The organism is Paraburkholderia phytofirmans OLGA172 (genome assembly GCF_001634365.1).
In the GTDB taxonomy this organism is placed as follows: domain Bacteria; phylum Pseudomonadota; class Gammaproteobacteria; order Burkholderiales; family Burkholderiaceae; genus Paraburkholderia.
The window spans coordinates 4,166,438-4,188,881 of sequence record NZ_CP014578.1 but is presented as its reverse complement, the minus strand read 5'-3'; the positions used below and the strand labels follow the sequence as shown (position 1 = coordinate 4,188,881).

Here is a 22,444-nt window from a genome sequence, read left to right as displayed (position 1 = left end):
GAGCTATGGTTTAGCCCAATATTATAGCGTTTTCACGATTCTTTCATTCTGCGCGCGTCATCGGCCTCCACAACGGCTTCCGGCGGGACCGCGTCGAGTTGATAGCCGTAGCCGTAAAGCGGTGTCAGGCAATAACCGTGCTCCGGGCGCAGTTGCAATTTGGTCCGCACGCGCGATGCATGGGTGTCGACAGTGCGCGACCTTACGTCACGGCGGCGTGTCCAGACGGTTTCGAGAATATGCGCGCGTGACACCGGCCGCGACAGATTGGTAAATAGCAGCAGCGCAAAGCGGAACTCCTTCGGCGTCAGGGCGACGGTGTGATTACGGAATGTGACAGCAAACTGCGCTGCGTCGAACGCATAGCCGCCGATCGTGTCGCGTCGCCGGTTGGGTAGTCGACGCAGGCCCGCACGCCGCAGCAGCGCGTCTACCCGGGCCAGCATTTCCGGACCGCGGACCGGTTTGGTGAGGCAGTCGTCGGCGCCGGCGTGCAGCGCGGCAACGATCTGGCTCTCGCGTGGCTCCGAGAGCAGCACAATCACCGGCAAGCCCGGCAGGATGGAGCGGGCGCGCGGGATCACGTCTTCGGCGGAATGGTCGCCCGCCCAGCTTTCTGTGATGAGAAGATCGAAGAATTCGTCGGCGGCGCGACGCAGGAACGGTGCGCTCGCGGAGAAGTGCTGGCACACATGGCCACCGGCAAAGATCAGCCGGCCGACCAAGGTGGCGTGCCGAAGGTCCGGCTCGATAAGGGCGATTCGCATGGCACGCTTTCAGCTTGGCAATTACCTCGGGCCAGGCTTCTCCGTAAGGCTTACAGCTTGCCTAACATCACCCCGACCCCTAAACTCAACCGCTATGCGGAAAGCGCCGTGCTGAACCTCTATAGTTAATGAGACAAAAATGCTAGCTGTCCCGGCCTCTTGCGCCCATGAGACGAATCTGAAACTGCGCGAGGCCTGCCGCTGATGGGGTGGCCTGGAATCCTGGTGCTGGGCGCGGGGATCGGTCTCGCGGGCTGGTTGCTGCATCCGCTGCGCCGTTCGAGCCGCGCCCGATGGTGGGTAGCGTTACTGGCCGGCGTGCTGGGCGCGGGTGTCGCGCGCATGGCCGGCAATGTGGTTGGTCTCTTTCATGATGGCGATACGTTCGAATGGCCGGTATGTACCGCCGTCGCGCTGGTCGCCGTTGCCGTGACGGTCGGCTTGCTTTCCCGTCGATGAATTTTTGCAGGTGACTCCGATGAATGCCCGACTCCCCGAAACCTCCTCTATCCCCGAACGGCTCGCGACATTGCGCAATGCGATGGCGCGTGAAGGCGTAGCCGCCTATCTGGTGCCGTCCGCAGATCCGCATCTTTCCGAATATCTACCTGGGCGCTGGCAAGGCCGACAGTGGTTGTCGGGCTTTACCGGCTCGGCCGGCACGCTGGTCGTGACCGCCGATTTCGCCGGCGTGTGGACCGACAGCCGCTATTGGGAGCAAGCCAACGCGCAACTGGCCGGCACCGGTGTTCAGTTGATGAAGATGACCGGCGGTCAGCAGACCGCGCCGCATTTCGAATGGCTTGCGCAGAACGTCGCGACCGGCGCCACGGTCGGTGTGGACGGCGCCGTGCTCGGTGTGTCGGCGGCGCGTGCGTTGAGCCAGGCGCTCACCGCGCGCGGCGTGAAGCTGCGCACCGACGTCGATCTGTTCGACGCGATCTGGCCGCAGCGCCCGTCGCTGCCCGCCGCCGCCGTGTTTGAGCATGCCGCGCCGCACGCGAGCGTCGCCCGTTCGGAAAAGCTCGGGCAGATTCGCCGCGCAATGGCGGAGAAGGACGCGCAGTGGCACTTCATTTCCACGCTTGACGATCTTGCATGGCTTTTGAATCTGCGTGGCGCCGATGTCAGCTACAACCCGGTATTCGTGGCGCACGCGCTGATCGGTCCGCAGAGCGTGTCGCTCTTCGTCGCCGACGGCAAGGTGCCGCAAGCGTTGGCCGACGCGCTCGCGCGCGACGGCATCAGCGTCGAGCCGTACGCCAAGGCGGCCGATGCGCTGGCCGCGCTGCCGGCCGGCAGCACGCTGCTGATCGACCCGCGCCGCATTACATATGGTTCGCTCCAATCCGTGCCGTCCACGGTGAACGTGGTCGAGGCGGTCAATCCGTCCACGTTTATCAAATCGCGCAAGACCGGGGCAGAAGCGGAGCATGTGCGCGAGACGATGGAACAGGACGGCGCGGCGCTCGCCGAATTCTTCGCGTGGTTCGAAGGTGCGTTGGGCCGCGAAACGATCACCGAACTGACGATCGACGAACGCCTGACGGCAGCCCGCGCGCGCCGTCCGGGCTTCGTGTCGCTCAGCTTTGCCACGATCGCCGGCTTCAACGCGAACGGCGCGATGCCGCACTACCGCGCGACCGAGGAATCGCATTCGGTGATCGAGGGCAATGGCCTGTTGCTGATCGATTCGGGCGCGCAGTATCTGAGCGGCACGACCGATATCACCCGCGTCGTGCCGATCGGCACCATCAGCGAGGCCCAGCGGCGCGATTTCACGATCGTGCTGAAAGGCACCATGGCGCTGTCGCGCGCAACATTCCCGCGCGGTATTCGTTCGCCGATGCTCGACGCGATCGCCCGTGCGCCGATCTGGGAAGCCGGCGCCGACTACGGTCATGGCACCGGTCACGGAGTGGGATATTTCCTGAACGTGCACGAAGGCCCGCAGGTGATTTCGCACTACGCGCCGGCCGAACCATGGACGGCGATGGAAGAAGGCATGATCACCTCGGTCGAGCCAGGCATTTACCGGCCGGGCAAGTGGGGCGTGCGGATCGAGAACCTGGTGCTGAACGTGCCCGGGGAGAAAACCGAGTTCGGCGATTTCCTCAAGTTCGAAACGCTGACGCTGTGCCCGATCGACACGCGCTGCCTCGACTTGCCGCTGCTGCGTGATGACGAGCGCGCATGGCTCAACGCGTATCACGAGATGGTGCGCGTGCGCCTTTCGCCGCATGTCTCGGGCGAGGCCAAGGCGTGGCTGGAACTGCGTACGCAACCTGTCTGATCTCGCCGCCAGGACCTTACTGACGGAGCGTGCATGGCCATCAAGGCAGTCGTGTTCGATTTCGGCGGCGTGCTGATCGACTGGAGCCCCGAGTACCTCTATCGTCAGTTGATTCCTGACGAAACGGAGCGCCGCTGGTTTCTCACCCACGTCTGTTCGATGGATTGGGTGATCCGCCAGGACTGCGGCCAGCCGATCGTCGAGGCGACAGACGAGTTGATCGCGAAGTTTCCCGATCACGAACCGCTGATCCGCGCGTTCTACGAGCGCTGGCACGAGATGGTAGCCGGCGTGCTGGAAGAGGGCGTGGCAATCATGGAGAAGCTCGAGGCGGCCGATGTGCCGCTGTTTGGGCTGACGAACTGGTCGGCAGAGACGTTTCCCTATGCGTGGGAGCATTACCCGGTGCTGCGGCGCTTCCGCGACATCGTCGTGTCGGGCAGGGTGAAGCTGGTTAAGCCTGATCCGGCGATTTTCGCGGCCATGCGTCAGCGCATCGAGGCGCAACTGCCGGGCATCCAGCCAGGCGAACTCGTCTTCATCGACGACAATCTGAAAAACGCCGAGGCCGCAACGGCACTTGGCTGGCACGGCGTGCATCACACGGGCGCCGCGCAAACCGAAGCTAAATTGCGCGAAATGGGGTTGCCGGTTTAAGCGGTGAGGAGTCGGCGTCTTGCGCCGACTCCTACTGCCCGAGCAGATTCTTCAACGCGTTACCCAAGCCTTTCACTGTTTCCCCGGCGCCCTTTGCCACGCCTTCGACGCTCACGCCTAGCGCATTTGCAAATCCTGCGCCGAGGCGCTTCATCAGCCCCTCCTGCACTGAAAACTTCGGGTCGCGGAGGTCTCCGTCGAGCTCGAAATGGAGCGTGATATCGCCGTTGTGCGTCTTGAGCGCCGCGATGGCAGCCTTGGTCGGAATCGACATGAAGGTGTCCAGCGGATTGTCGCTGTCGGCGAGCTGCAGATGGTGGATCGTCACCGTGCCGGGCGCGTGTAACCGATAGTTGCGCACCGTCGATTCGACGGTCAGGTCGAGCGTGCCGCCTGTCACTTGCGCCTTCGCACCGGCCTTCTTCAGCAGGTAAGGATCGAGCATCACGACATCGATGCCGCGCAGCTTGCTGGTGGTCTGCGAATCCTTGCTGGCGATCTTGATCCAGCCACCGAACGAGACCGTGCCCGTGTGCGACGGTCCCTTGATCGAGCCGGTGACGTCGACGTTGGTCGGTTCGGTAAGCGCGGGCAGTTGCAGGTGATCGACCGTCGCGTTGGCATGGCTCACCGTCACCTTGAATGGCGGCGGCCCGACGGACATATCGTAGAAATGGAAGTTGCCTTGCTCGAAGCTGATGTGGTCGATCAGCTTTTCGCGGGGGGCGGTCGCTGCGCCGCCGCCGGCTTCTTCGTCGGACTTGTTCACTGACTCGCGCAGATTCGGCACCAGGTGGATCGTGCCGTCCTTGGTGCGCAGCACGGCGATGTCGAAGCCGCGCACCACCACGCTACGAATATGCATGCGCCGCGCGAGCAAATCGCGGATATCGGGCGTGATGGTAATTTCATCGGCTCGCAAAGGATCGCCAGCGGGCCATCCGGCCGGCGCTTTGAGCAGAACGTTGGTGAGATGGACTGCGGTGAGGCCGACGTCGATGCTTTCGGCGCTGCCTAACGGACCGAGCGCCGCGATCACGCGCTCTTTGACTTCGCGCTGCGCGAACTGCAGCGCACCGACCGCGACGACGATCAGCACCAGCAGCACGCCACCTATGGCAATAGCCCAGCGCTTGCCCTTCGACATCGCCATGCTTGCCTCCTCGTCGCCGCGCGGGGCGCGGCGTGGCATTGATCGGCACGTGCATGCGCCGGTTTGACCGACGCTTGATTTGAAGCCGGAAACGTGTGCATCCGGCCGGGACGACGTGTATCACGTCCGTGGGACGCAAGGTGTGTGCCTTACCGCCCACCCTGTGCACGTCAGGCGTTTCCGGTGCGCGCTGTGGTGAGCAAAATGACCGGCACAGCGGCCAACAAAACAGCCCGCTCATCAGCCAACGAGCGGGCCACCGCGCTCGCGATTTATCGCGCGATTGGCTTGTAACGCAGGCGCTTCGGACGCGCAGCTTCTTCACCGAGGCGTGCGCGCTTATCCGCTTCGTATTCCTGGTAGTTGCCGTCGAAGAACGTGATTTGCGAATCGCCTTCGAACGCCAGGATGTGCGTCGCGATCCGGTCGAGGAACCAGCGATCGTGCGAGATCACCATGACGGAGCCGGCGAACTCGAGCAACGCGTCTTCCAGCGCGCGCAGCGTTTCGACGTCCAGGTCGTTCGACGGTTCGTCCAGCAGCAGCACGTTGCCGCCCGCGATCAGCGTCTTCGCCAGATGCAGCCGGCCGCGCTCACCGCCCGACAGATTGCCGACGGTCTTTTGCTGATCGCCGCCCTTGAAGTTGAAGCGGCCGATGTACGCCCGCGAAGGCGTTTCGTACTTGCCGACCGTCAACACGTCCGCTCCGCCGGAGATTTCTTCGAACACGGTCTTCGAGCCGTCGAGTGCATCGCGGCTTTGGTCCACGTACGCGAGCTTGACCGTCGGGCCTTGCACGATCTCGCCCGAATCGGGTTGTTCGCGGCCGGTCAGCATGCGGAACAGCGTGGACTTACCGGCGCCGTTCGGCCCGATGATCCCGACGATTGCGCCCGCCGGAATCTTGAAGCTGACGTCGTCGAGCAGCAAACGGTCGCCATACGACTTGGTGACGTTCTTGAACTCGATCACTTCGTTACCCAGGCGGTCGCCGACCGGGATGAAGATTTCCGACGTTTCGTTGCGCTTCTGATAGTCCTGGCTGTTCAGTTCCTCGAAGCGGGCAATACGCGCCTTCGACTTCGCCTGACGGCCCTTCGGGTTCTGGCGCACCCACTCCAGTTCCTTCTTGATCGCCTTCTGACGCGCCGATTCCGACGACTCTTCCTGCTTCAGACGCTCTTCCTTCTGGTCGAGCCAGCTGCTGTAGTTGCCCTTCCAGGGAATGCCGTGGCCGCGGTCGAGTTCGAGAATCCACTCGGCGGCGTTATCGAGGAAGTAGCGATCGTGGGTGACGGCGACGACCGTGCCCGGGAAGCGTGTGAGGAACTGTTCGAGCCAGTCGACCGATTCCGCGTCCAGGTGGTTGGTCGGTTCATCCAGCAGCAGCATGTCGGGCTTTTCGAGCAGCAGCTTGCACAGTGCCACGCGACGCTTTTCGCCACCCGACAGGTGTTCGATCTTCGCATCCCACGCCGGCAGACGCAGTGCGTCCGCGGCGATTTCGATCTGCTGTTCCGCGCTGCCGTCGGTGGTGGCCAGAATCGCTTCGTACTTCGCCTGCTCGGCGGCGAGTGCGTCGAAGTCGGCGTCCGGTTCCGCGTAAGCCGCGTAGATTTCGTCCAGTTTCTTCTGCGCGTTGAAAACGTCGCCGAGACCTTCTTCGACCGCTTCACGCACCGTCTTGCTCGGATCGAGCTTCGGTTCCTGCGGCAGATAGCCGATGTTCAGGTTCGGCATCGGCGTGGCTTCGCCTTCAATGTCCTTGTCCACACCAGCCATGATGCGGATCAGCGTCGACTTGCCCGAGCCGTTCAGGCCGAGCAGGCCGATCTTCGCGCCGGGGAAGAATGACAGCGAGATGTCTTTCAGGATTTGACGCTTGGGCGGCACGATTTTGCCGACCCGGTTCATGGTGAAGACGTATTGGGCCATTTGCTTGCAATAGACGTTGACGACGCCGGCCGCGTGGGGGCGGGCGGTCGTGGGTGGATGGGTAATGGGTGTTGTAGCCGGGCAGTGCGCCCGGCGCCGGCCGGCGCGGCGTCGAGCTCGGCGTCGAACTTCGCGACGCCCCGCGCGCGGGCGGGTGGATCAGGTGGCATTGTACTTCGGGGTGGGGGTGAGGCGGCAGAGGGGGCGCGGTGACGTCAGTTTGCTCGCCGCCCTGTCGACGGATCGAAGAAATGCAGATGCTGCGCCGGCAGCGCGACTTGCAGCGTTTCGGCGGCTGCGGGCCGATGCGTGTGCGGCAGGCGCACGGTCACGTCGTGTTTGCCCCAGCGGCAGTGCGCCAGGTTGTCCGCGCCGAGCAGTTCGCACGAATCGACGGTCAAAGTGGCGTGCGCAACGTCCGCTTGCCCCGGTGTCATATGCTCCGGACGAATGCCAAGCGTCCATTCGCGCCCTTTGGCCACTTCGCGCCCAATTGCCGCCACGCCTGTCAGCGGCAGCTTCGGCCCGTTGCCAGCCACTTCGAATGTTGAACCGTCATCCGACACCCGGCCTTCCAGCAGATTCATGCCCGGCGAGCCAATGAAGCTCGCGACGAACACCGTCGCCGGGCGTTCGTAGACCTCCGTCGGCGCGCCGATCTGTTCGGCGTGACCCTTGTTCATCACGATCACGCGTTGCGCGAGCGTCATCGCTTCGATCTGATCGTGCGTGACGTACAGGCTGGTGGTGGCGAGCCGCGCGTGCAGGCGCTGGATTTCGAGGCGCATCTGCACGCGCAGCCTTGCATCGAGGTTCGACAGCGGTTCATCGAACAGAAACACCGCCGGTTCGCGCACGATTGCGCGGCCCATTGCGACACGTTGCCGCTGTCCGCCCGACAACTCGCGCGGTTTGCGTGTGAGCAATGCTTCCAGTTCCAGAATCTGCGCCGCAGCCTGCACGCGCTTCGCAATCTGCGCACGATCGACGCCGGCGATCTTCAGCGCGTAGCCCATGTTCTCGGCGACGCTCATGTGCGGATACAGCGCGTAGTTCTGGAACACCATCGCGATGTTGCGATCCTTCGGCTCCAGTTGATTGACCACTTTGCCGGCGATCGAGACGGTGCCGTCGGAAATGCCTTCGAGCCCGGCCACCATGCGCAACAAGGTCGATTTGCCGCAACCCGACGGGCCGACCATTACGACGAACTCGCCGTCCGCGACCTCCACGTCGATGCCGTGCAACACGAACTGTTTGCCGTCGTAGGTCTTTTTAACGCTTTGCAGAGTCAGTGCAGCCATGCCGTTTTAGCCTTTTCGTTGCTTGCCGCGTAACGCGGTGTTCTTGATTCCATGTCCGGCGTCGAAGCTCGCCGAAGCTGCGCGAGTTACTTCTCCGAGTCCACCAGCCCGCGCACGAACCAGCGCTGCATCGTCAGCACGACGGCGAGCGGCGGCAGCATGGCGAGCAGCGTGGCGGTCATCACGAGATGCCATTCGGTTGCGGTGTCGCCGGATGCGATCATGCTTTTGATGCCGACCACGGCTGTCGTCAGCGATTGCTGGCTCGTAATCAGGATCGGCCATAGGTACTGATTCCAGCCATAAATGAACGTGATGACGAACAACGCCGCCATGTTCGTTTTCGACAGCGGCAGCACCACGTCCCAGAAGAAACGCATTGCGCCGGCACCGTCGATACGCGCCGCTTCCATCAGTTCGTCGGGCAGCGTCATGAAGAACTGGCGAAACAGGAAGGTGGCGGTGGCCGATGCGATCAGCGGCAAGGTCAGGCCGCTGTACGTATTGCTCAGATGCATCGACGACACGACCTGCACAGTTGGAAATATCCGCACTTCGACCGGCAGCATCAGCGTGATGAAGATCAGCCAGAATGACAGATTGCGAAACGGAAAGCGGAAAAACACGATCGCATACGCGGAGATCATTGAGATGGCGATCTTGCCGATCGAAATCACCAGCGCCATCACGAGGCTATTGAACAGCATGCGGCCGAACGGCGCCGCCGCATTGCCGCTGCCATGCGACCAGACAGTCGCGATGTTTTCGAACAGATGCGTGCTCGGCACCAGCGACAGCGGCACGCTGAACACCTCGTGCTCGCTCATCGTCGCCGCGCAAAATGCGACGTACACCGGAAACACCACCAGCACGACGCCGAGAATCAGCACCGCATGGCAGAAGAGGTCGAAACCGCGGCGGTTCTCGATCATGAGTATTGAACCCTGCGTTCGATAAAGCGGAATTGCACGACCGTCAACGCGACGACGATCACCATCAGGATGACGGACTGCGCGCCCGAGCTGCCGATGTCCAACCCCTGGAAGCCTTCGGCGAAGATCTTGTAGATCAGCGTGCGGGTCGATTGCGCGGGGCCGCCGCCGGTGGCGGCGTCGATCACCGGGAAGGTGTCGAAGAACGCGTACGTGATGTTGATCACCAGCAGGAAAAAGCTGGTCGGCGAGAGCAGCGGCAGCGCGATGCCGAAGAAACGCCGCACCGGACCGGCGCCATCGATGGCCGCCGCTTCGATCAGCGAACGTGGAATGGCCTGCAAGCCGGCATAAAAGAACAGAAAGTTATAGCTGACCTGTTTCCATACGGATGCCAGCACGACCAGAAACATCGCCTGACCCGCGTTCAACGCGTGATTCCACACAATGCCGTACTTCGCGAGTGCATAGGTGACGAGGCCGATGCTCGGGTTGAACAGGAACGACCACAACACGGCGGCGATCGCCGGAGCGACCGCATACGGCCAGATCAGTAGCGTCTGATAAGTCCTGGCGCCGCGGGTCACGCGATCCGCGCAGACTGCCAGCAAGAGCGAAATCACCAATCCGCAGACGGCGACGAGCGCGCAGAAAATCAGCGTCGTATTGAACGACGACAGATAAAGCGGATCGGCGAATAACTGCTTGAAATTGGCCAGGCCGACAAACTCGCTCGACGTGCCGAACGCGTCCTGGCTCTGTGTGGATTGCCACAACGCTTCACCCGCCGGCCACAGAAAGAACAGCAGTGTGATCAGAAGTTGCGGTGCAACGAGCAGGTAGGGCAGGACGCTGGTGCCGAAGCTAGAGCGCTTTTCCATCGAAGTTTCCCAGGTTTTGCTGCAACAACGGGTTTCGGTGCGGGCGCACCGAAACCTTGCCGGCTAGTGCTTAGTTAGTGCTTAGTTAGTGCTTAGTTAGCGGCTTTCTCGAAGCGGCGCAGCAACTCGTCGCCACGCGACACCGAAGAATCGAGCGCTTGTTGCGGCGTCTTCTTGTCCGCCCACACCTGTTCGAGTTCTTCGTCGATCACGGTGCGGATCTGCGGCATGTTGCCCAGACGCAAGCCCTTCGTGTACGGCAGGGGCGGCTTGTTGAGCATCTGCTTGATCGCGGTATCGCTGCCCGGATTCTTCTCGTAGAAACCTTGCTGCTGCGTCAGTTGATACGCGGCGGTCGTGACCGGCAGATAGCCGGTGTCCTGATGCCACTTCGCGGCAACCGGCGCCGACGATAGATAAGACAGGAATTTCGCCACGCCCTTGTACACCGCCGGATCTTTACCCGACAGCACCCACAGGCTTGCCCCGCCGATGATCGCGTTCTGCGGCGCGCCCTTCACGCTGGCGTCGTACGGCATCATGCCGGTGCCGAAGTTGAACTTCGCGTATTTCTTGATCGTCGCGAGCGAGCCGGACGAGTTCGTGATGATCCCGCAGTCGCCGCTATAGAACTTCGACACCGGTTCGTCCTTGCGGCCAACGTAAGTGAAGGTGCCTTCCTTCTGCATGTTCTGCAGGAACTGGATGTGCGCGACCTGCAGCGGCTTGTTGAATTCCAGCTGCGCGTCGGCGCCGTCGAAACCGTTGTTTTTCGACGCGAACGGCGCGCCATGCCAGGCGCTATAGTTTTCGAGTTGAATCCAGCTCTGCCAGCCTGACGAATAGCCGCATGCCATGCCCGACGCCTTCAGCTTTTGCGCGTCCACCTGCAATTCGGCCCAGGTTTTCGGCGGCTGATTCGGATCGAGCCCGGCCTTCTTGAAAGCGTCCTTGTTGTAGTACAACACCGGCGTCGAGCTATTGAAAGGCATCGAGATCAGTTCGCCGGTTTTGGCGTCGCTGTAGTAGCTGGCGATGGTCGGCACGAAGGCCTTTTCGTCGAGCGGTACGCCGGCTTGCTTGAACACTTCCGAGACCGGGATCACGGCTTTCTTCGCCTGCATCATCGTCGCGGTGCCGACTTCGTAGACCTGCAGAATGGCCGGTGCATTGCCGCTGCGATAAGCGGCGATGCCGGCGGCGAGGGTCTGGTCGTAAGTGCCTTTGAACACCGGCACGATCTTGTAGTCGCTTTGCGACGCGTTGAACGCGTTGGCGATGTCGTTCAAACGCTCGCCGAGGGCGGCTTCCATGCCGTGCCAGAACTGGATTTCAGTCGCGGCGTGGGCGGCCTGGCTGAGGCCGAAGCTCAATACGGCAGCGACGGAAAGCGAACGGAATAGCGGTTTGCAACTCACCGATTTGTCTCCTTTGTCGACCGGGCGCGAATGCGAATCGCGCGATTCTATTTGTGTTCGATGACAGTCCGGCGTCGGTTTCCGGGCGGCGGCCCACTTTTGACAGGCGCAGGATGCCGCAATTTAACATCGGCTGTCACGAAACGGAAACAATCCGCGTCTGAAGGCCCCGGTTTGCGCGAGGTCAAGGCAAAACCTCGACCGGCGAACATCGCTGCGAGCGCGTGGTCTCGATTGACATCGAGATGGGAAGAGGGGTGCCCGGGCGGTACTTGAATTGGGCACGCACTATCATGACGTTCGTCAATCAGGATTCCATATGCTTCGATCAATGCGATTTGCACTGTGTGGTGCGGTAATGGGCCTTGTGCTGGCCGGTTGCCCCTTGACGCGCGTGGCGGCGGACAGCGGCGCGCTGCCGGTTGCTACGTTGCCGAAGATCGTCGCCCATCGCGGCGGCACGGGCGACGCGCCCGAGAACACGCTCGAGGCGATTCGCCAGTCGATCGCGCATCATGCCGACGCCATGTGGCTCTCCGTCCAGTTGAGCAAGGACGGCGTGCCTGTCCTGTATCGTCCCGCCGACCTGTCGGCGCTGACTGACGCGAAAGGCCCGGTTTCCGCGCACACCGCTGCAGAGCTTGCGCGCGTGAACGCAGGCTGGACTTTCCGTCGTGGCGACACGTACCCGTATCGCACCCAGCCGGTGGGCATTCCAACCCTGCGTGAAGCACTGCGTGCGATCCCCTCGAGCATGCCGGTTGTGCTGGATATGAAGGCAATACCTGCGCAGCCGCAAGCTCAGGCGGTGGCCCAGGTGCTGAGCGAGGAGAATGCGTGGTCGCGCGTCACGATCTATTCGACCGATGCGCAGTACCAGCAGAGCTTCGGCATTTATACGCAGGCACAGCTTTATGAATCGCGCGACGCAACGCGCCAACGCTTGTTGGGCGTGCTGCTCAACCAGGGCTGTGTGGACGCTCCCGCGCAACACACGTCGACCGCGTTCGAGATGCACCGGGCACTGACGGTGGTCGAGCAGTTCACGTTGGGCGAGGGTCGTTCGGAAGTGACCGCGACGCTGTGGACGCCTGCAACGGTAGCCTGCTTCAGGCGGAACCCGGACGTGCGGATTCTCGCGATCGGGGTGAATAGCGCGGCCGATTATCTGGCGGCGGCGTGTATGGGGATCGATTCGGTGCTGGCGGATTCGCCATTGCAGATGGCCGCGATCAAGCTCGGTACGGTCATGCCGTTAAGGTGTTCAGCGCAAAATGTAGCCGCGGTTTCGCAGTAGAACAAATAGCCCGCAGCGAGCGGGCTATTTGTTCTATGGAGATACGGCTGCGGCTTTCAGCGTGTCGCCAATTGCCGCCTCACGGCGAGGCGAAGCCTCAAACGTTGAACAGGAAGTTCATCACGTCGCCATCGTGCACGACGTATTCCTTGCCTTCCGCGCGCATCTTGCCGGCTTCCTTCGCACCTTGCTCACCCTTGTAGGTGATGAAGTCGTTGAAGCCGATCGTCTGCGCGCGAATGAAGCCGCGCTCGAAGTCGGTGTGGATCGCGCCCGCTGCCTGCGGCGCGGTATCGCCGATATGGATGGTCCACGCGCGCACTTCCTTCACGCCGGCCGTGAAGTAGGTTTGCAGACCCAGCAGCTTGAAACCCGCACGAATCACGCGGTTCAGGCCCGGCTCTTCCATGCCCATGTCGGCGAGGAACACTTCCATGTCCGCTTCTTCGAGGTCGGCGATTTCCGCTTCGATCGCCGCGCACACGGCGACCACCGGCGCGCCTTCGGCTGCTGCGAACTTCGTGACTGCGTCGAGGTGCGGGTTGTTCTCGAAACCGTCGTCCTTGACGTTGGCGACGTACATGGTCGGCTTGGCGGTGATCAGGCAGAACGGCTTGAGCGTGGCCTTTTCCTCATCCGACAGGTCGAGCGCGCGGACCGGCTTGGCCTGGTCGAGCTGGGCACGCACTTTTTCCAGCACCGCGGCGTTCTTGATGGCTTCCTTGTCGTTCCCCGACTTGGCGGCCTTTGAATAGCGCGACAGCGCTTTTTCGACCGTAGCCAGGTCGGCCAGCGCCAACTCGGTGTTGATCACTTCGATATCCGACAGCGGATCGACCTTGTTCGCGACGTGGATCACGTTGTCGTCTTCGAAGCAGCGCACCACGTGCGTGATCGCATCGGTTTCGCGGATGTTCGCGAGGAACTGGTTGCCGAGACCTTCGCCCTTGCTCGCACCGGCCACGAGTCCGGCGATGTCGACGAACTCCACCACCGCCGGCAGGATGCGCTCAGGCTTGACGATTTCGGCGAGGGCCTTCAGGCGCGCGTCCGGCACTTCGACGATGCCGACGTTCGGCTCGATCGTGCAGAACGGATAGTTTTCGGCGGCAATGCCCGCCTTGGTCAGCGCGTTGAACAGGGTGGACTTGCCGACGTTAGGCAAGCCGACGATGCCGCATTTGAGGCTCATGGAAATCCTTCAGTGAATCAGTAAGTTGCGTGATGCGCTCGACGCTGTGTGCAGGATTCGAAAAGCCTTCGCGTTTGGCGTGGCGGAGGAAGCGCAGCGGAGCGGGACAAGACACCAGATCGGGGCGTTGCCTCGACGATTCTGGGCGAGTTTTGTCACGGAAAGCGCAATTGTAACCCGTTCGGATCGGGTTCTTGATCTGCCGGCGGTAAAGCCGGGGGCTCGATCCGTCCCCCGCAACCCCCGCGGCTATAATGCGCGGATGAACGCACACCACCAGACCTTTGATGCCGCCGTGATCGGCGGCGGGCTCGTCGGCAAGACCGCGGCGCTGGCGCTGACGCAAGGCGGGCTGCGCGTGGCGCTGCTCGCGCAACCCTGCGCGGCGCTGCCGCCGGGCGCTAGCTTCGACTCGCGGGTCTACGCGCTGTCGTCGAGTTCGCAGGCTCTGCTGGAGCGGTTGCGGGTCTGGCAGGCACTCGATCTGTCAAAGCTCGGGCCCGTCTACGACATGCGCGTCTACGGCGATGCACACGCCGAACTCCATTTTTCCGCGTTTCAGGCATCCGTGCCGCAACTGGCGTGGATCGTCGAGTCGTCGGTGATCGAGCGCGCGCTGGATGCCGCGCTGCGTTTCCAGCCGAATCTCGCCTCGATCGACTCGCGCGCGCAGGCGCTCGACTTTACCGCCGACGCCGCGAGCGTCGGTCTCGCCAACGGCAATGTGCTCGAGGCCGGTCTGGTGGTCGGTGCGGACGGGGCGCATTCATGGGTGCGCGCACAGATCGGCTCGAAAATGAACCGGCGCGACTATAAGCAAACCGGCGTGGTCGCGAATTTCAAGGCCGACAAGCCGCACGGCGAAACCGCTTACCAATGGTTCAGGGACGGCGAAATCATCGCGCTGCTGCCGATGCCGGCGGGCCACGTGTCGCTGGTCTGGTCGGCGCGCACCGAGCACGCCGAGCAGCTGCTCGCACTCGATCCGGCGCAACTCGCGGCTGAAGTCGAGCGCGTGACGGGCGAGCAGTTCGGCGCTTTGGAGTGCGTGACGCCCGCGCAAGGCTTCCCGCTCGCGCTGCAAACCGTCGACAAACTGGTGGCGCCGCGCGTCGCGCTGGTCGGCGATGCCGCGCATCTGATTCACCCGTTGGCGGGCCAGGGCATGAACCTCGGTTTGCGCGACGTCGCGGCGCTCGTCGAGACGGTCGCCGGTAAGGAAGCGTTCCGCGATTTCGGCGACATGGTGCTGCTGCGCCGCTACGAGCGCGCCCGCCGCGAAGATATCCGCGCGCTGATGATCGCCACCGACGGCCTGCAAAAGCTCTTCTCGGCGCCCGGGCCGTTTGCCAAGGTATTGCGCAATACCGGTATGGCATTTGTCGGCGCGCAGCCGTTCATCAAGCGCTGGCTGGTGTCGGCCGCGCTGGGGTAATGCGCCCCAGCCGGCATACCGGGCCGGCGAGACGGGTATCATGAACAGATGGACGCCATTCTGGTCAGACCACAAACGTCCCAAAAACGCGCAATGCGCGCGATTGAACTCCAGGAATTCAGCATGAAAAAATCCTTCCGCATCGCTGCAGTCGTGCTCGCGATCGCTGCCGTGGCAATCGGCTGCTCCGCGCAGGCCGATCAAACCACCGACAAGCTCAAAGCCACGCTGCAAACGCGTCTGACCGACGTGACGATCAAGAGCGTGACCAAGTCGCCAATTGCCGGGCTGTACGAAGTGAACCTCGGCACGCAGATCATCTATAGCGATGCGAACGGCGATTACCTCATGCTCGGCGACATGGTCGACGCAAAGACCCGCAAGAATCTGACCGAAGCGCGTCTGGCGGAAACCAACCGCATCGACTTCGCGAGCCTGCCGTTCGCGAACGCGGTGAAGGTTGTGAAGGGCAACGGCGCGCGCAAGATCGCCGTGTTCTCCGATCCGAACTGCCCGTACTGCAAGCAACTCGAAACCACGCTCAAGTCGATCGATAACGTCACGGTTTACACCTTCCTGTACCCGGTGCTGTCGCCGGATTCGACCGCCAAGTCGAAATCGATCTGGTGCTCGACCGACCGGGCGAAGGCGTGGGAATCGTGGATGCAGAATCATCAGGCGCCCACCGCAGCCGCCACCTGCGACACCGCCGCGATCGACAAGAACCTGGCGCTCGGCCACGCGATGAACGTCGACGGCACGCCGACCGTGTTCCTCGCCGACGGCCGCCGTCTGCCCGGCGCCGTGCCGGCAGACCGTCTGGACAAGGAAATGTCCGCCGTGCACTGAGCACGCAGCACAAGTCGAAGAAAGGAGGCGCGCAGTGCGCCTCCTTTCACATCAAGCCCTGAACCGCTCCGCCAGAAACTTCCTAATCGCCGCCGATGAAGCCGATCCGCTACACCATCGTTCCCAAACAACCCGCCGCCCATCTGTTCGAAGTCACCGTGACCGTTGCCGATCCCGATCCGGCCGGCCAGCGTTTCATGCTGCCGGTGTGGATTCCCGGCAGCTATATGGTGCGCGAATTTGCCCGCAACATCGTCACGCTGCGCGCCACCAATGACGCGGGGCGGAAGGTGCGCGTCGAAAAGACCGACAAGCACACGTGGCAGGCAGCGCCGGTCAAAGGCGCGCTAACGCTGCGCTACGAGGTGTATGCATGGGATCTGTCGGTGCGCGCGGCGCATCTTGACGAGACGACGGGCTTTTTCAACGGCACCAGCGTGTTCCTGTCGCCGCTCGGTCACGAGGAAGCACAGTGTGTGGTCGATATCCAGAAGCCGGAAGGCGCGGCGCATCGCAACTGGCGTGTCGCGACCGCGCTACCGGAGATGCGCGGCACGAAGCGCTACGGCTTCGGCGAGTATCGTGCGCAGAACTATGACGAGCTGATCGATCACCCGGTCACGTTGGGTGAGTTCGCGCTGGAGACGTTCAAGGCGCACGGCGTACCACACGATATCGTGGTCGCGGGGCGCGTGGTCGGGCTTGATATGGCGCGTCTGTCCGCCGATCTGAAGCGCATCTGCGAAGCGCAGATCGCGTTGTTCGAGCCGAAGTCGAAGAAGGCGCCCATGGACCGTTACGTGTTCATGACCCAGGCCGTCACCGATGGTTATGGCGGACTGGAACATCGCGCCTCGACCGCGCTGATCTGCAATCGCGGCGATCTGCCGGTGGTAGGCCGCGACGCGGCCACCGAGGGCTACCGAACCTACCTCGGCCTGTGCAGCCACGAATACTTTCACACCTGGAATGTGAAGCGCATCAAGCCGGCCGTGTTTGCGCCGTACGACTTGAGCGTCGAAAACTACACGCCGCTGCTGTGGCTGTTCGAAGGCTTCACCTCTTACTACGACGACCTGATCCTCGTGCGCAGCGGCCTGATCTCGCAAGACGAGTATTTCGGCATGCTCGGCAAGGTGATTGGCGGCGTGCTGCGGGGCAGTGGCCGTCTGAAGCAGACGGTGGCCGAAAGCTCGTTCGACGCCTGGGTCAAATACTATCGGCAGGATGAAAACGCGCCGAACGCGATTGTCAGCTATTACACCAAGGGCTCGCTGGTTGCGCTCGCGTTCGATCTGACGATTCGCGCGCAGACCAATAACCGCCAATCGCTCGACGACGTGATGCGCCTGCTGTGGCAGCGGTTTGGGCGCGACTTCTATCGTGGCAAGCCCGTCGGCGTCGAAGAAGGTGAGATCGAGGCGATTTTTGCCGAAGCGACCGGCGTGCAGCTGGGCGAATTGTTCGCCGAAGCCGTGTACGGCACGGGCGATCTGCCCCTCGAGACGCTGCTCGTGCCGTTCGGCGTCACGCTCGCGCCGGAATTGGAAAAGAACGGCAAGCCGTCGCTCGGCGCGCGCGTGCGCGGCGGCGCGGATTGCACACTGGCGGCGGTTCACGACGGCGGCGCCGCGCAAAAAGCCGGCCTCTCGGCGGGCGACGTGCTGATCGCGCTCGACGGTCTGCGCGTAACCGGCTCGAATCTTGATTCGCTGCTGTCGCGCTATTTGCCGGGTGCAAAAGTCGAAGTCCATGCCTTCCGCCGCGACGAACTGCGTACCGCGCAAGTCAAGCTGGACGGGCCTGAGGTGTCGCGCTACAAGCTCGCCGTGAGCGACAAGCGGGCTGCCGCGCGCAAGGCGCGGGAGCGCTGGATCGCAAGTTGATCGTAATCTCGGCGGTGCTAGTCGGCGGTTCAAAGCGGGGGATTGTTCTACCAGTGCAACAATCCTTCGCTGCCGGGTGGCTTTTTCCCGGGGCAGTAAAAAACCACAATGGCTCCACTCGCGCAACACTGCGCGCCCCTACTGGAGTCAACCATGACCACGATCCTGCAAATCAACTCGGCAGCCCGCTCGCAAGGCGCAAACTCGACGCTGCTCGTCAACGAGCTGACCGCAAAGCTGCAACAATCGAATCCGGGCGCGCAAGTCGTCGTCCGTAACCTGCAAGCTGAACCGCTGCCGCATCTGGACGACGCCGTCCTCGGCGCGTTCTTCACGCCGGCTGACCAGCGCACGCCGGAACAAGCCGCGATGTCTGCGCGCAGCGAAGCACTGATCGCCGAACTGCAAGCCGCCGACGTCGTCGTGATCGGCGCCCCGATGTACAACTTCGGCATCTCGTCGCAACTGAAGACGTACTTCGACTTCATCGCACGCGCCGGTATCACGTTCCAGTACACGGCGAATGGTCCGGAAGGTCTTGTGAAGGGCAAGAAGGTGTTCGTCGTTTCGGCTCGTGGCGGCAAGTATGCAGGCACCCCGAACGACAGCCAAACGCCGTATCTGAAGAGCTTCCTGGGCTTCCTCGGCATGACCGACGTGAACTTCATCTACGCCGAAGGCCTGAACATGGGCCCGGACGCTGCAGATGCAGCGCTGGCTAGCGCGCGTGAAGCGATCGCTGCTGCGTAAAGTTTGAGGTTTATCTCGCGCCGCGTGATCGCGGCGCGGTGGGATGAAAAAACGCCACGGGATATGAGTTCCGTGGCGTTTTGCTTTTGCGGCTGTGATCCTGGACTAGCGGTCCTTGGCCCCCGGTTTACAGTTGCTGCCCGGCGTCGGCGTGTCTCGCGCGATTAGCCTTACGCCAGCATCTGCGCTTCGTCGGGCAAGCGCCAATCGATCGGCGTACGGCCGTGCTTCACGAGATATTCGTTAGCCGACGCAAAGTGCCCACAGCCGAGAAAGCCGCGATGCGCCGACAGCGGCGACGGGTGCGGCGCCTCCAGCACATAATGCGACTTGCCGCCGAGCAGCGCGCGCTTGGCTTGCGCATGGGCGCCCCACAGCATGAATACGAGGCCGTCGTGGCGCATGGCCAGTTCGTGGATCAGCGTGTCGGTGCATTTCTCCCAGCCGCGTTTCGCGTGACTCGCGGCCGAATCGCGCTCGACGGTTAGCACGGTGTTCAACAGCAGCACGCCCTGTCGGGCCCATGTGTCGAGGCAGCCATGACGCGGCGGCTCGTGGCCGAGGCTCGCGGCGATTTCCTTGAAGATGTTGCGCAGCGACGGCGGCGTGCGCACGTTCGGCGCCACTGAAAACGCCAGGCCGTGTGCTTGCGGCGTGCCGCGGTCTTCGCCGTGATACGGGTCCTGGCCGAGGATCACGACTTTGACTTCGTCCGGACTGGTGAGGCGCAGAGCCCGGAAGACGTCGGCAGGATAGACGGTTTTGCCGGCCGCCCGCTCACCGTCGACGAAACGGCACAGCGGCGCGTAGGCGTCGCTTTCGATGAACGGCGTAAGGTGTGCGCGCCAGGCCGGGGGCAGGGCGGCGAATTGGGCTTCGAGCGTCGGCGGTGGTGCGCCGGCGGCTGCGGGTGTCTGCTGGGGCTGCGCTGTTGCGACGGCCGGCGTGGCAGACGCGTCGCCGAACAACGAGGCTTGCGACGGATTGGAGCGGGTGCGGGAAGCTGAGGTCATGGCGGGGAAGTGTCGCAGCAAACGCCGACTAGCTCAAGTTTGTGCGGCGCAAGACCGCGCATTGTGCTGGCGTGCGACCGGCGGCGGGGCTGGCTGTATTGCGAACAGAAATGCGGAAACAAACGTAGCGACACAAACCCACGCGTCGCAGACGCCGAGGGTCTAACCCGCCCGCAATTGATAGCCGCGCTGAGCTTTGCTCATATTGTCTGGAGCCAGCCCATCTACCTGCTTGCCGAGTTCTTTCGCCAGCACATTAAGCGCCGTTTCGTCGCCGGTTTTCAGTTCAAGTTCGACTTCGGAAATCGGAGCGCGGCGCGCCTCGCCGTTCACCTCAGCAATAACGTCGCCCTGGTCGATCGCGGCTTCGACTTCCGAGCCTTCCAGTTCGACATTCCACAGCGTGCGCGTGAAGTTCGTGCGGAACAGTTCGATCAACTCCGGCGCCGCCTGGCGCAAGGCCTCAGCGGCAGCAGGTTCGTCGCATGCGTGCAGCAGTGCGTCGATTTCGAGTTTTTCGCCTGCCACCGCCATTTCCCATTCGTGCCGGCTGTGCAGACCATCCTTGGCGTTGCCCACTGTCTTAAAGGTTTGCAGCCAGCCGTCCGGCGTATGCCGCAGACGCAGCGCGCTTTTCGAATTAGCCAGCGCCAGTTTCGGCGTGTCGAAGTAGATATTCGCCAACTCGATCGGGCGGCCCTCGTCGCCGGTGCGCGCGACGAACCACTGCGTCGCCGCGCTCACCTGGCTCACCGGCAGTGTCAGCTTGATTTCACGTTCCATGCCCATGACTTGCTCCGCTACGTAGCCTGCGTGTTGAACCTGCGTTTAGAAAAACATCCGCGCAAGTTCCACGCCCGGCTCTTCTGCGCGCATGAATGCCTCGCCGACGAGGAACGTATGCACGTCCATCGCCCGCAGACGCTCGACATCCTGACGCGACAGAATGCCCGACTCCGTAACGACGATACGGTCGTCAGGAATCGAGTCGAGCATGCCGATGGTCGTCTCGATCGACGTTTCGAAGGTGCGCAGATTGCGGTTGTTGATACCGATCAGGGGCGTCTTCAGCGTGAGCGCTTCCGTCAGCTCTTTGCTGTCGTGCACCTCGACCAGCACCGCGAGCCCCAGCGAATGCGCGAGCGCTTCCAGGTCCTGCATCTGCGAGGTTTCCAAAGCGGCGGCAATCAGCAGAATCGCGTCTGCACCCATCGCGCGGGCTTCGACGATCTGGTACGGATCGACGATGAAGTCTTTGCGCAGCACCGGCAGACTGCAGGCGGCGCGCGCTTCCTGCAGATACGCCACGCTGCCCTGGAAGAACTGCACGTCGGTGAGGACGGACAAGCAGGCTGCACCGTGCTTTTCATACGAACGGGCAATCTCGGCCGGCACGAAGTTTTCGCGCAGCACGCCTTTCGACGGGCTCGCTTTCTTCACTTCGGAAATGACAGCGGCCAGACCTGCCGCGTGTTTCGCGCGCAAGGCGCCGACGAAATCGCGGATGTCGCGCGACGAAGCTTCGAGGCGCAGTGCTTCGAGCGGCGCGCTCTGTTCGGCCGCGCGCACTTCTTCGCGTTTGACCGCGATGATGCGGTCGAGGATGTCGCTCATGAGTATCTCGCTACGTAGTTACTGCTTGAATTGCTGGGTGAAGCGGATCAGTTCGTCGACCTTCGCGCGAGCCTTGCCGCTCGCGATCGCTTCGCGCGCCAACTGGATGCCGTCTGCAATCGACGCCGCCACGTTCGCCGAATAGAGGGCCGTGCCCGCGTTCAGCGTGACGATTTCACGCGCGACGCCCGGCTTGTTGTCGAGCGCTTCGAGCAGCATCAGTTTGGATTCGGCCGCGTCGGCCACTTTCAGTGTGCGGTTCGACACCATCTGCATGCCGAAGTCCTCGGGATGGATCTCGTATTCGTGCACCTCGCCGTCACGCAGTTCGCCGACTTGCGTGGCTGCGCCGAGCGAGACTTCGTCCATGCCGTCCATACCGTACACCACCAGCACGTGTTTCGCGCCTAGGCGCTGCATCACGCGCACCTGAATGCCGACGAGGTCGGCGTGGAATACGCCCATCAGCTGATTCGGTGCGCCGGCCGGATTGGTCAGCGGCCCGAGAATATTGAAGATGGTCCGCACGCCGAGCTCGCGGCGCACCGGCGCGATGTTTTTCATCGCCGGATGATGGTTCGGCGCGAACATGAAGCCCATGCCGGTTTCCGCAATCGAAGCCGCCACCTGTTCCGGCTGCAGATCGATATTCACGCCGAGTGCTTCAAGGACGTCCGCGCTGCCCGACTTGCTCGACACGCTGCGGCCACCATGCTTCGCGACCTTGGCGCCCGCCGCAGCCGAAACGAACATGCTTGCAGTGGAAATGTTGAAGGTTTGCGAGCCGTCGCCGCCGGTGCCGACGATATCGACGAAGTTCGAGTTGTCCTGCACCTCGACGTGTCGGGCAAATTCACGCATCACCGTAGCGGCAGCGGTGATTTCGCCGATGGTCTCTTTTTTGACGCGCAAGCCGGTGATGATCGCCGCCGACATCACGGGCGACAGTTCGCCGCGCATGATGAGCCGCATCAGATGCAGCATTTCGTCGTGGAAAATTTCGCGGTGCTCGATCGTGCGTTGCAGCGCTTCCTGGGGCGTAATCGACATGATTTCGTCTCTCTTC

Annotated in this window: 20 protein-coding genes; 8 read left to right on the top strand and 12 right to left on the bottom strand. The window is 62.6% G+C overall.

What is annotated here, in order from left to right; all coding sequences use genetic code 11:
* Positions 1–32: 32 nt before the first annotated feature.
* Positions 33–767 carry a response regulator transcription factor gene (locus AYM40_RS18395; protein ID WP_063497469.1) on the bottom strand — a complete coding sequence of 245 codons (735 nt, stop codon included), beginning with the start codon at positions 765–767 and terminating at the stop codon, positions 33–35.
* 204 nt (positions 768–971) lie between these two features.
* On the opposite strand from AYM40_RS18395, the gene AYM40_RS18390 reads away from it, so the two are divergent.
* From AYM40_RS18390 to AYM40_RS18380, 3 genes are read left to right on the top strand one after another with little or no spacing between them, the layout of a single operon-like run.
* Positions 972–1,226: a hypothetical protein gene (locus tag AYM40_RS18390; protein ID WP_063497468.1), complete on the top strand. Its 255-nt coding sequence runs from the start codon at positions 972–974 to the stop codon at positions 1,224–1,226.
* Between the two features lie 19 nt (positions 1,227–1,245).
* The gene (locus AYM40_RS18385) at positions 1,246–3,060 is read left to right on the top strand and encodes an aminopeptidase P family protein (RefSeq protein WP_063497467.1); all 1,815 of its coding nucleotides are present in this window, start codon (positions 1,246–1,248) and stop codon (positions 3,058–3,060) included.
* Between the two features lie 33 nt (positions 3,061–3,093).
* Entirely contained in the window at positions 3,094–3,717 is a 624-nt protein-coding gene (locus tag AYM40_RS18380) for an HAD family hydrolase (protein WP_063497466.1), read from the top strand.
* A 31-nt stretch (positions 3,718–3,748) separates the two neighbouring features.
* Here the strand turns inward: AYM40_RS18380 and AYM40_RS18375 are convergent, their stop codons facing one another.
* The 6 genes from AYM40_RS18375 to ugpB all read right to left on the bottom strand — a co-directional run bounded on the left by AYM40_RS18375 (position 3,749) and on the right by ugpB (position 11,342).
* The gene (locus AYM40_RS18375) at positions 3,749–4,870 is read right to left on the bottom strand and encodes a DUF748 domain-containing protein (protein ID WP_063497465.1); all 1,122 of its coding nucleotides are present in this window, start codon (positions 4,868–4,870) and stop codon (positions 3,749–3,751) included.
* Positions 4,871–5,142: 272 nt separating this feature from the next.
* Entirely contained in the window at positions 5,143–6,807 is a 1,665-nt protein-coding gene (gene ettA, locus AYM40_RS18370; RefSeq protein WP_063497464.1) for an energy-dependent translational throttle protein EttA, read from the bottom strand.
* A gap of 215 nt (positions 6,808–7,022) precedes the next feature.
* Complete coding sequence (locus AYM40_RS18365) at positions 7,023–8,111, bottom strand: sn-glycerol-3-phosphate import ATP-binding protein UgpC (RefSeq protein WP_063497463.1); 1,089 nt, start codon at positions 8,109–8,111, stop codon at positions 7,023–7,025.
* 86 nt (positions 8,112–8,197) lie between these two features.
* Entirely contained in the window at positions 8,198–9,043 is an 846-nt protein-coding gene (ugpE, locus tag AYM40_RS18360) for a sn-glycerol-3-phosphate ABC transporter permease UgpE (protein ID WP_063497462.1), read from the bottom strand.
* The gene (gene ugpA / locus AYM40_RS18355) at positions 9,040–9,924 is read right to left on the bottom strand and encodes a sn-glycerol-3-phosphate ABC transporter permease UgpA (protein WP_063497461.1); all 885 of its coding nucleotides are present in this window, start codon (positions 9,922–9,924) and stop codon (positions 9,040–9,042) included. The genes ugpE and ugpA overlap by 4 nt, the downstream gene beginning before the upstream one ends.
* A 92-nt stretch (positions 9,925–10,016) precedes the next feature.
* On the bottom strand, positions 10,017–11,342 hold the full coding sequence (gene ugpB, locus AYM40_RS18350; RefSeq protein WP_063497460.1) for a sn-glycerol-3-phosphate ABC transporter substrate-binding protein UgpB: 1,326 nt from the start codon (positions 11,340–11,342) through the stop codon (positions 10,017–10,019).
* Positions 11,343–11,661: 319 nt separating this feature from the next.
* Here ugpB and AYM40_RS18345 point away from each other — a divergent pair, with 319 nt between their 5' ends.
* Positions 11,662–12,639, top strand: coding sequence for a glycerophosphodiester phosphodiesterase family protein (locus AYM40_RS18345; RefSeq protein WP_063497459.1), 978 nt, complete (start codon positions 11,662–11,664; stop codon positions 12,637–12,639).
* A 97-nt stretch (positions 12,640–12,736) separates the two neighbouring features.
* Here the strand turns inward: AYM40_RS18345 and ychF are convergent, their stop codons facing one another.
* The gene (gene ychF / locus AYM40_RS18340; RefSeq protein WP_063497458.1) at positions 12,737–13,831 is read right to left on the bottom strand and encodes a redox-regulated ATPase YchF; all 1,095 of its coding nucleotides are present in this window, start codon (positions 13,829–13,831) and stop codon (positions 12,737–12,739) included.
* Positions 13,832–14,093: 262 nt separating this feature from the next.
* Here ychF and AYM40_RS18335 point away from each other — a divergent pair, with 262 nt between their 5' ends.
* From AYM40_RS18335 to AYM40_RS18320, 4 genes are all read left to right on the top strand, one after another.
* The gene (locus tag AYM40_RS18335; protein WP_063497457.1) at positions 14,094–15,266 is read left to right on the top strand and encodes a UbiH/UbiF family hydroxylase; all 1,173 of its coding nucleotides are present in this window, start codon (positions 14,094–14,096) and stop codon (positions 15,264–15,266) included.
* A gap of 123 nt (positions 15,267–15,389) precedes the next feature.
* Positions 15,390–16,115, top strand: coding sequence for a DsbC family protein (locus AYM40_RS18330; RefSeq protein WP_063498098.1), 726 nt, complete (start codon positions 15,390–15,392; stop codon positions 16,113–16,115).
* 95 nt (positions 16,116–16,210) lie between these two features.
* Positions 16,211–18,001: a M61 family metallopeptidase gene (locus AYM40_RS18325; protein ID WP_063497456.1), complete on the top strand. Its 1,791-nt coding sequence runs from the start codon at positions 16,211–16,213 to the stop codon at positions 17,999–18,001.
* Between the two features lie 153 nt (positions 18,002–18,154).
* Positions 18,155–18,751, top strand: coding sequence for an FMN-dependent NADH-azoreductase (locus AYM40_RS18320; protein ID WP_063497455.1), 597 nt, complete (start codon positions 18,155–18,157; stop codon positions 18,749–18,751).
* Positions 18,752–18,921: 170 nt separating this feature from the next.
* On the opposite strand, the gene AYM40_RS18315 is transcribed toward AYM40_RS18320, so the two are convergent.
* From AYM40_RS18315 to trpD, 4 genes are all read right to left on the bottom strand, one after another.
* Positions 18,922–19,764, bottom strand: coding sequence for a uracil-DNA glycosylase (locus AYM40_RS18315; protein WP_063497454.1), 843 nt, complete (start codon positions 19,762–19,764; stop codon positions 18,922–18,924).
* A 162-nt stretch (positions 19,765–19,926) separates the two neighbouring features.
* On the bottom strand, positions 19,927–20,553 hold the full coding sequence (locus AYM40_RS18310; RefSeq protein WP_063497453.1) for a CYTH domain-containing protein: 627 nt from the start codon (positions 20,551–20,553) through the stop codon (positions 19,927–19,929).
* Between the two features lie 39 nt (positions 20,554–20,592).
* On the bottom strand, positions 20,593–21,378 hold the full coding sequence (gene trpC / locus AYM40_RS18305; protein WP_063497452.1) for an indole-3-glycerol phosphate synthase TrpC: 786 nt from the start codon (positions 21,376–21,378) through the stop codon (positions 20,593–20,595).
* An 18-nt stretch (positions 21,379–21,396) separates the two neighbouring features.
* Positions 21,397–22,428: an anthranilate phosphoribosyltransferase gene (trpD, locus tag AYM40_RS18300; RefSeq protein ID WP_063498097.1), complete on the bottom strand. Its 1,032-nt coding sequence runs from the start codon at positions 22,426–22,428 to the stop codon at positions 21,397–21,399.
* Positions 22,429–22,444 lie beyond the last annotated feature (16 nt).

Coding starts and splice junctions, on each gene's coding strand:
- AYM40_RS18395 (WP_063497469.1), bottom strand. CDS start 767: ATGCGAATCGCCCTTATCGAGCCGGACCTTCGGCACGCCACCTTGGTC.
- AYM40_RS18390 (WP_063497468.1), top strand. CDS start 972: ATGGGGTGGCCTGGAATCCTGGTGCTGGGCGCGGGGATCGGTCTCGCG.
- AYM40_RS18385 (WP_063497467.1), top strand. CDS start 1,246: ATGAATGCCCGACTCCCCGAAACCTCCTCTATCCCCGAACGGCTCGCG.
- AYM40_RS18380 (WP_063497466.1), top strand. CDS start 3,094: ATGGCCATCAAGGCAGTCGTGTTCGATTTCGGCGGCGTGCTGATCGAC.
- AYM40_RS18375 (WP_063497465.1), bottom strand. CDS start 4,870: ATGGCGATGTCGAAGGGCAAGCGCTGGGCTATTGCCATAGGTGGCGTG.
- ettA (WP_063497464.1), bottom strand. CDS start 6,807: ATGGCCCAATACGTCTTCACCATGAACCGGGTCGGCAAAATCGTGCCG.
- AYM40_RS18365 (WP_063497463.1), bottom strand. CDS start 8,111: ATGGCTGCACTGACTCTGCAAAGCGTTAAAAAGACCTACGACGGCAAA.
- ugpE (WP_063497462.1), bottom strand. CDS start 9,043: ATGATCGAGAACCGCCGCGGTTTCGACCTCTTCTGCCATGCGGTGCTG.
- ugpA (WP_063497461.1), bottom strand. CDS start 9,924: ATGGAAAAGCGCTCTAGCTTCGGCACCAGCGTCCTGCCCTACCTGCTC.
- AYM40_RS18345 (WP_063497459.1), top strand. CDS start 11,662: ATGCTTCGATCAATGCGATTTGCACTGTGTGGTGCGGTAATGGGCCTT.
- ychF (WP_063497458.1), bottom strand. CDS start 13,831: ATGAGCCTCAAATGCGGCATCGTCGGCTTGCCTAACGTCGGCAAGTCC.
- AYM40_RS18335 (WP_063497457.1), top strand. CDS start 14,094: ATGAACGCACACCACCAGACCTTTGATGCCGCCGTGATCGGCGGCGGG.
- AYM40_RS18330 (WP_063498098.1), top strand. CDS start 15,390: ATGAAAAAATCCTTCCGCATCGCTGCAGTCGTGCTCGCGATCGCTGCC.
- AYM40_RS18325 (WP_063497456.1), top strand. CDS start 16,211: ATGAAGCCGATCCGCTACACCATCGTTCCCAAACAACCCGCCGCCCAT.
- AYM40_RS18320 (WP_063497455.1), top strand. CDS start 18,155: ATGACCACGATCCTGCAAATCAACTCGGCAGCCCGCTCGCAAGGCGCA.
- AYM40_RS18315 (WP_063497454.1), bottom strand. CDS start 19,764: ATGACCTCAGCTTCCCGCACCCGCTCCAATCCGTCGCAAGCCTCGTTG.
- AYM40_RS18310 (WP_063497453.1), bottom strand. CDS start 20,553: ATGGGCATGGAACGTGAAATCAAGCTGACACTGCCGGTGAGCCAGGTG.
- trpC (WP_063497452.1), bottom strand. CDS start 21,378: ATGAGCGACATCCTCGACCGCATCATCGCGGTCAAACGCGAAGAAGTG.
- trpD (WP_063498097.1), bottom strand. CDS start 22,428: ATGTCGATTACGCCCCAGGAAGCGCTGCAACGCACGATCGAGCACCGC.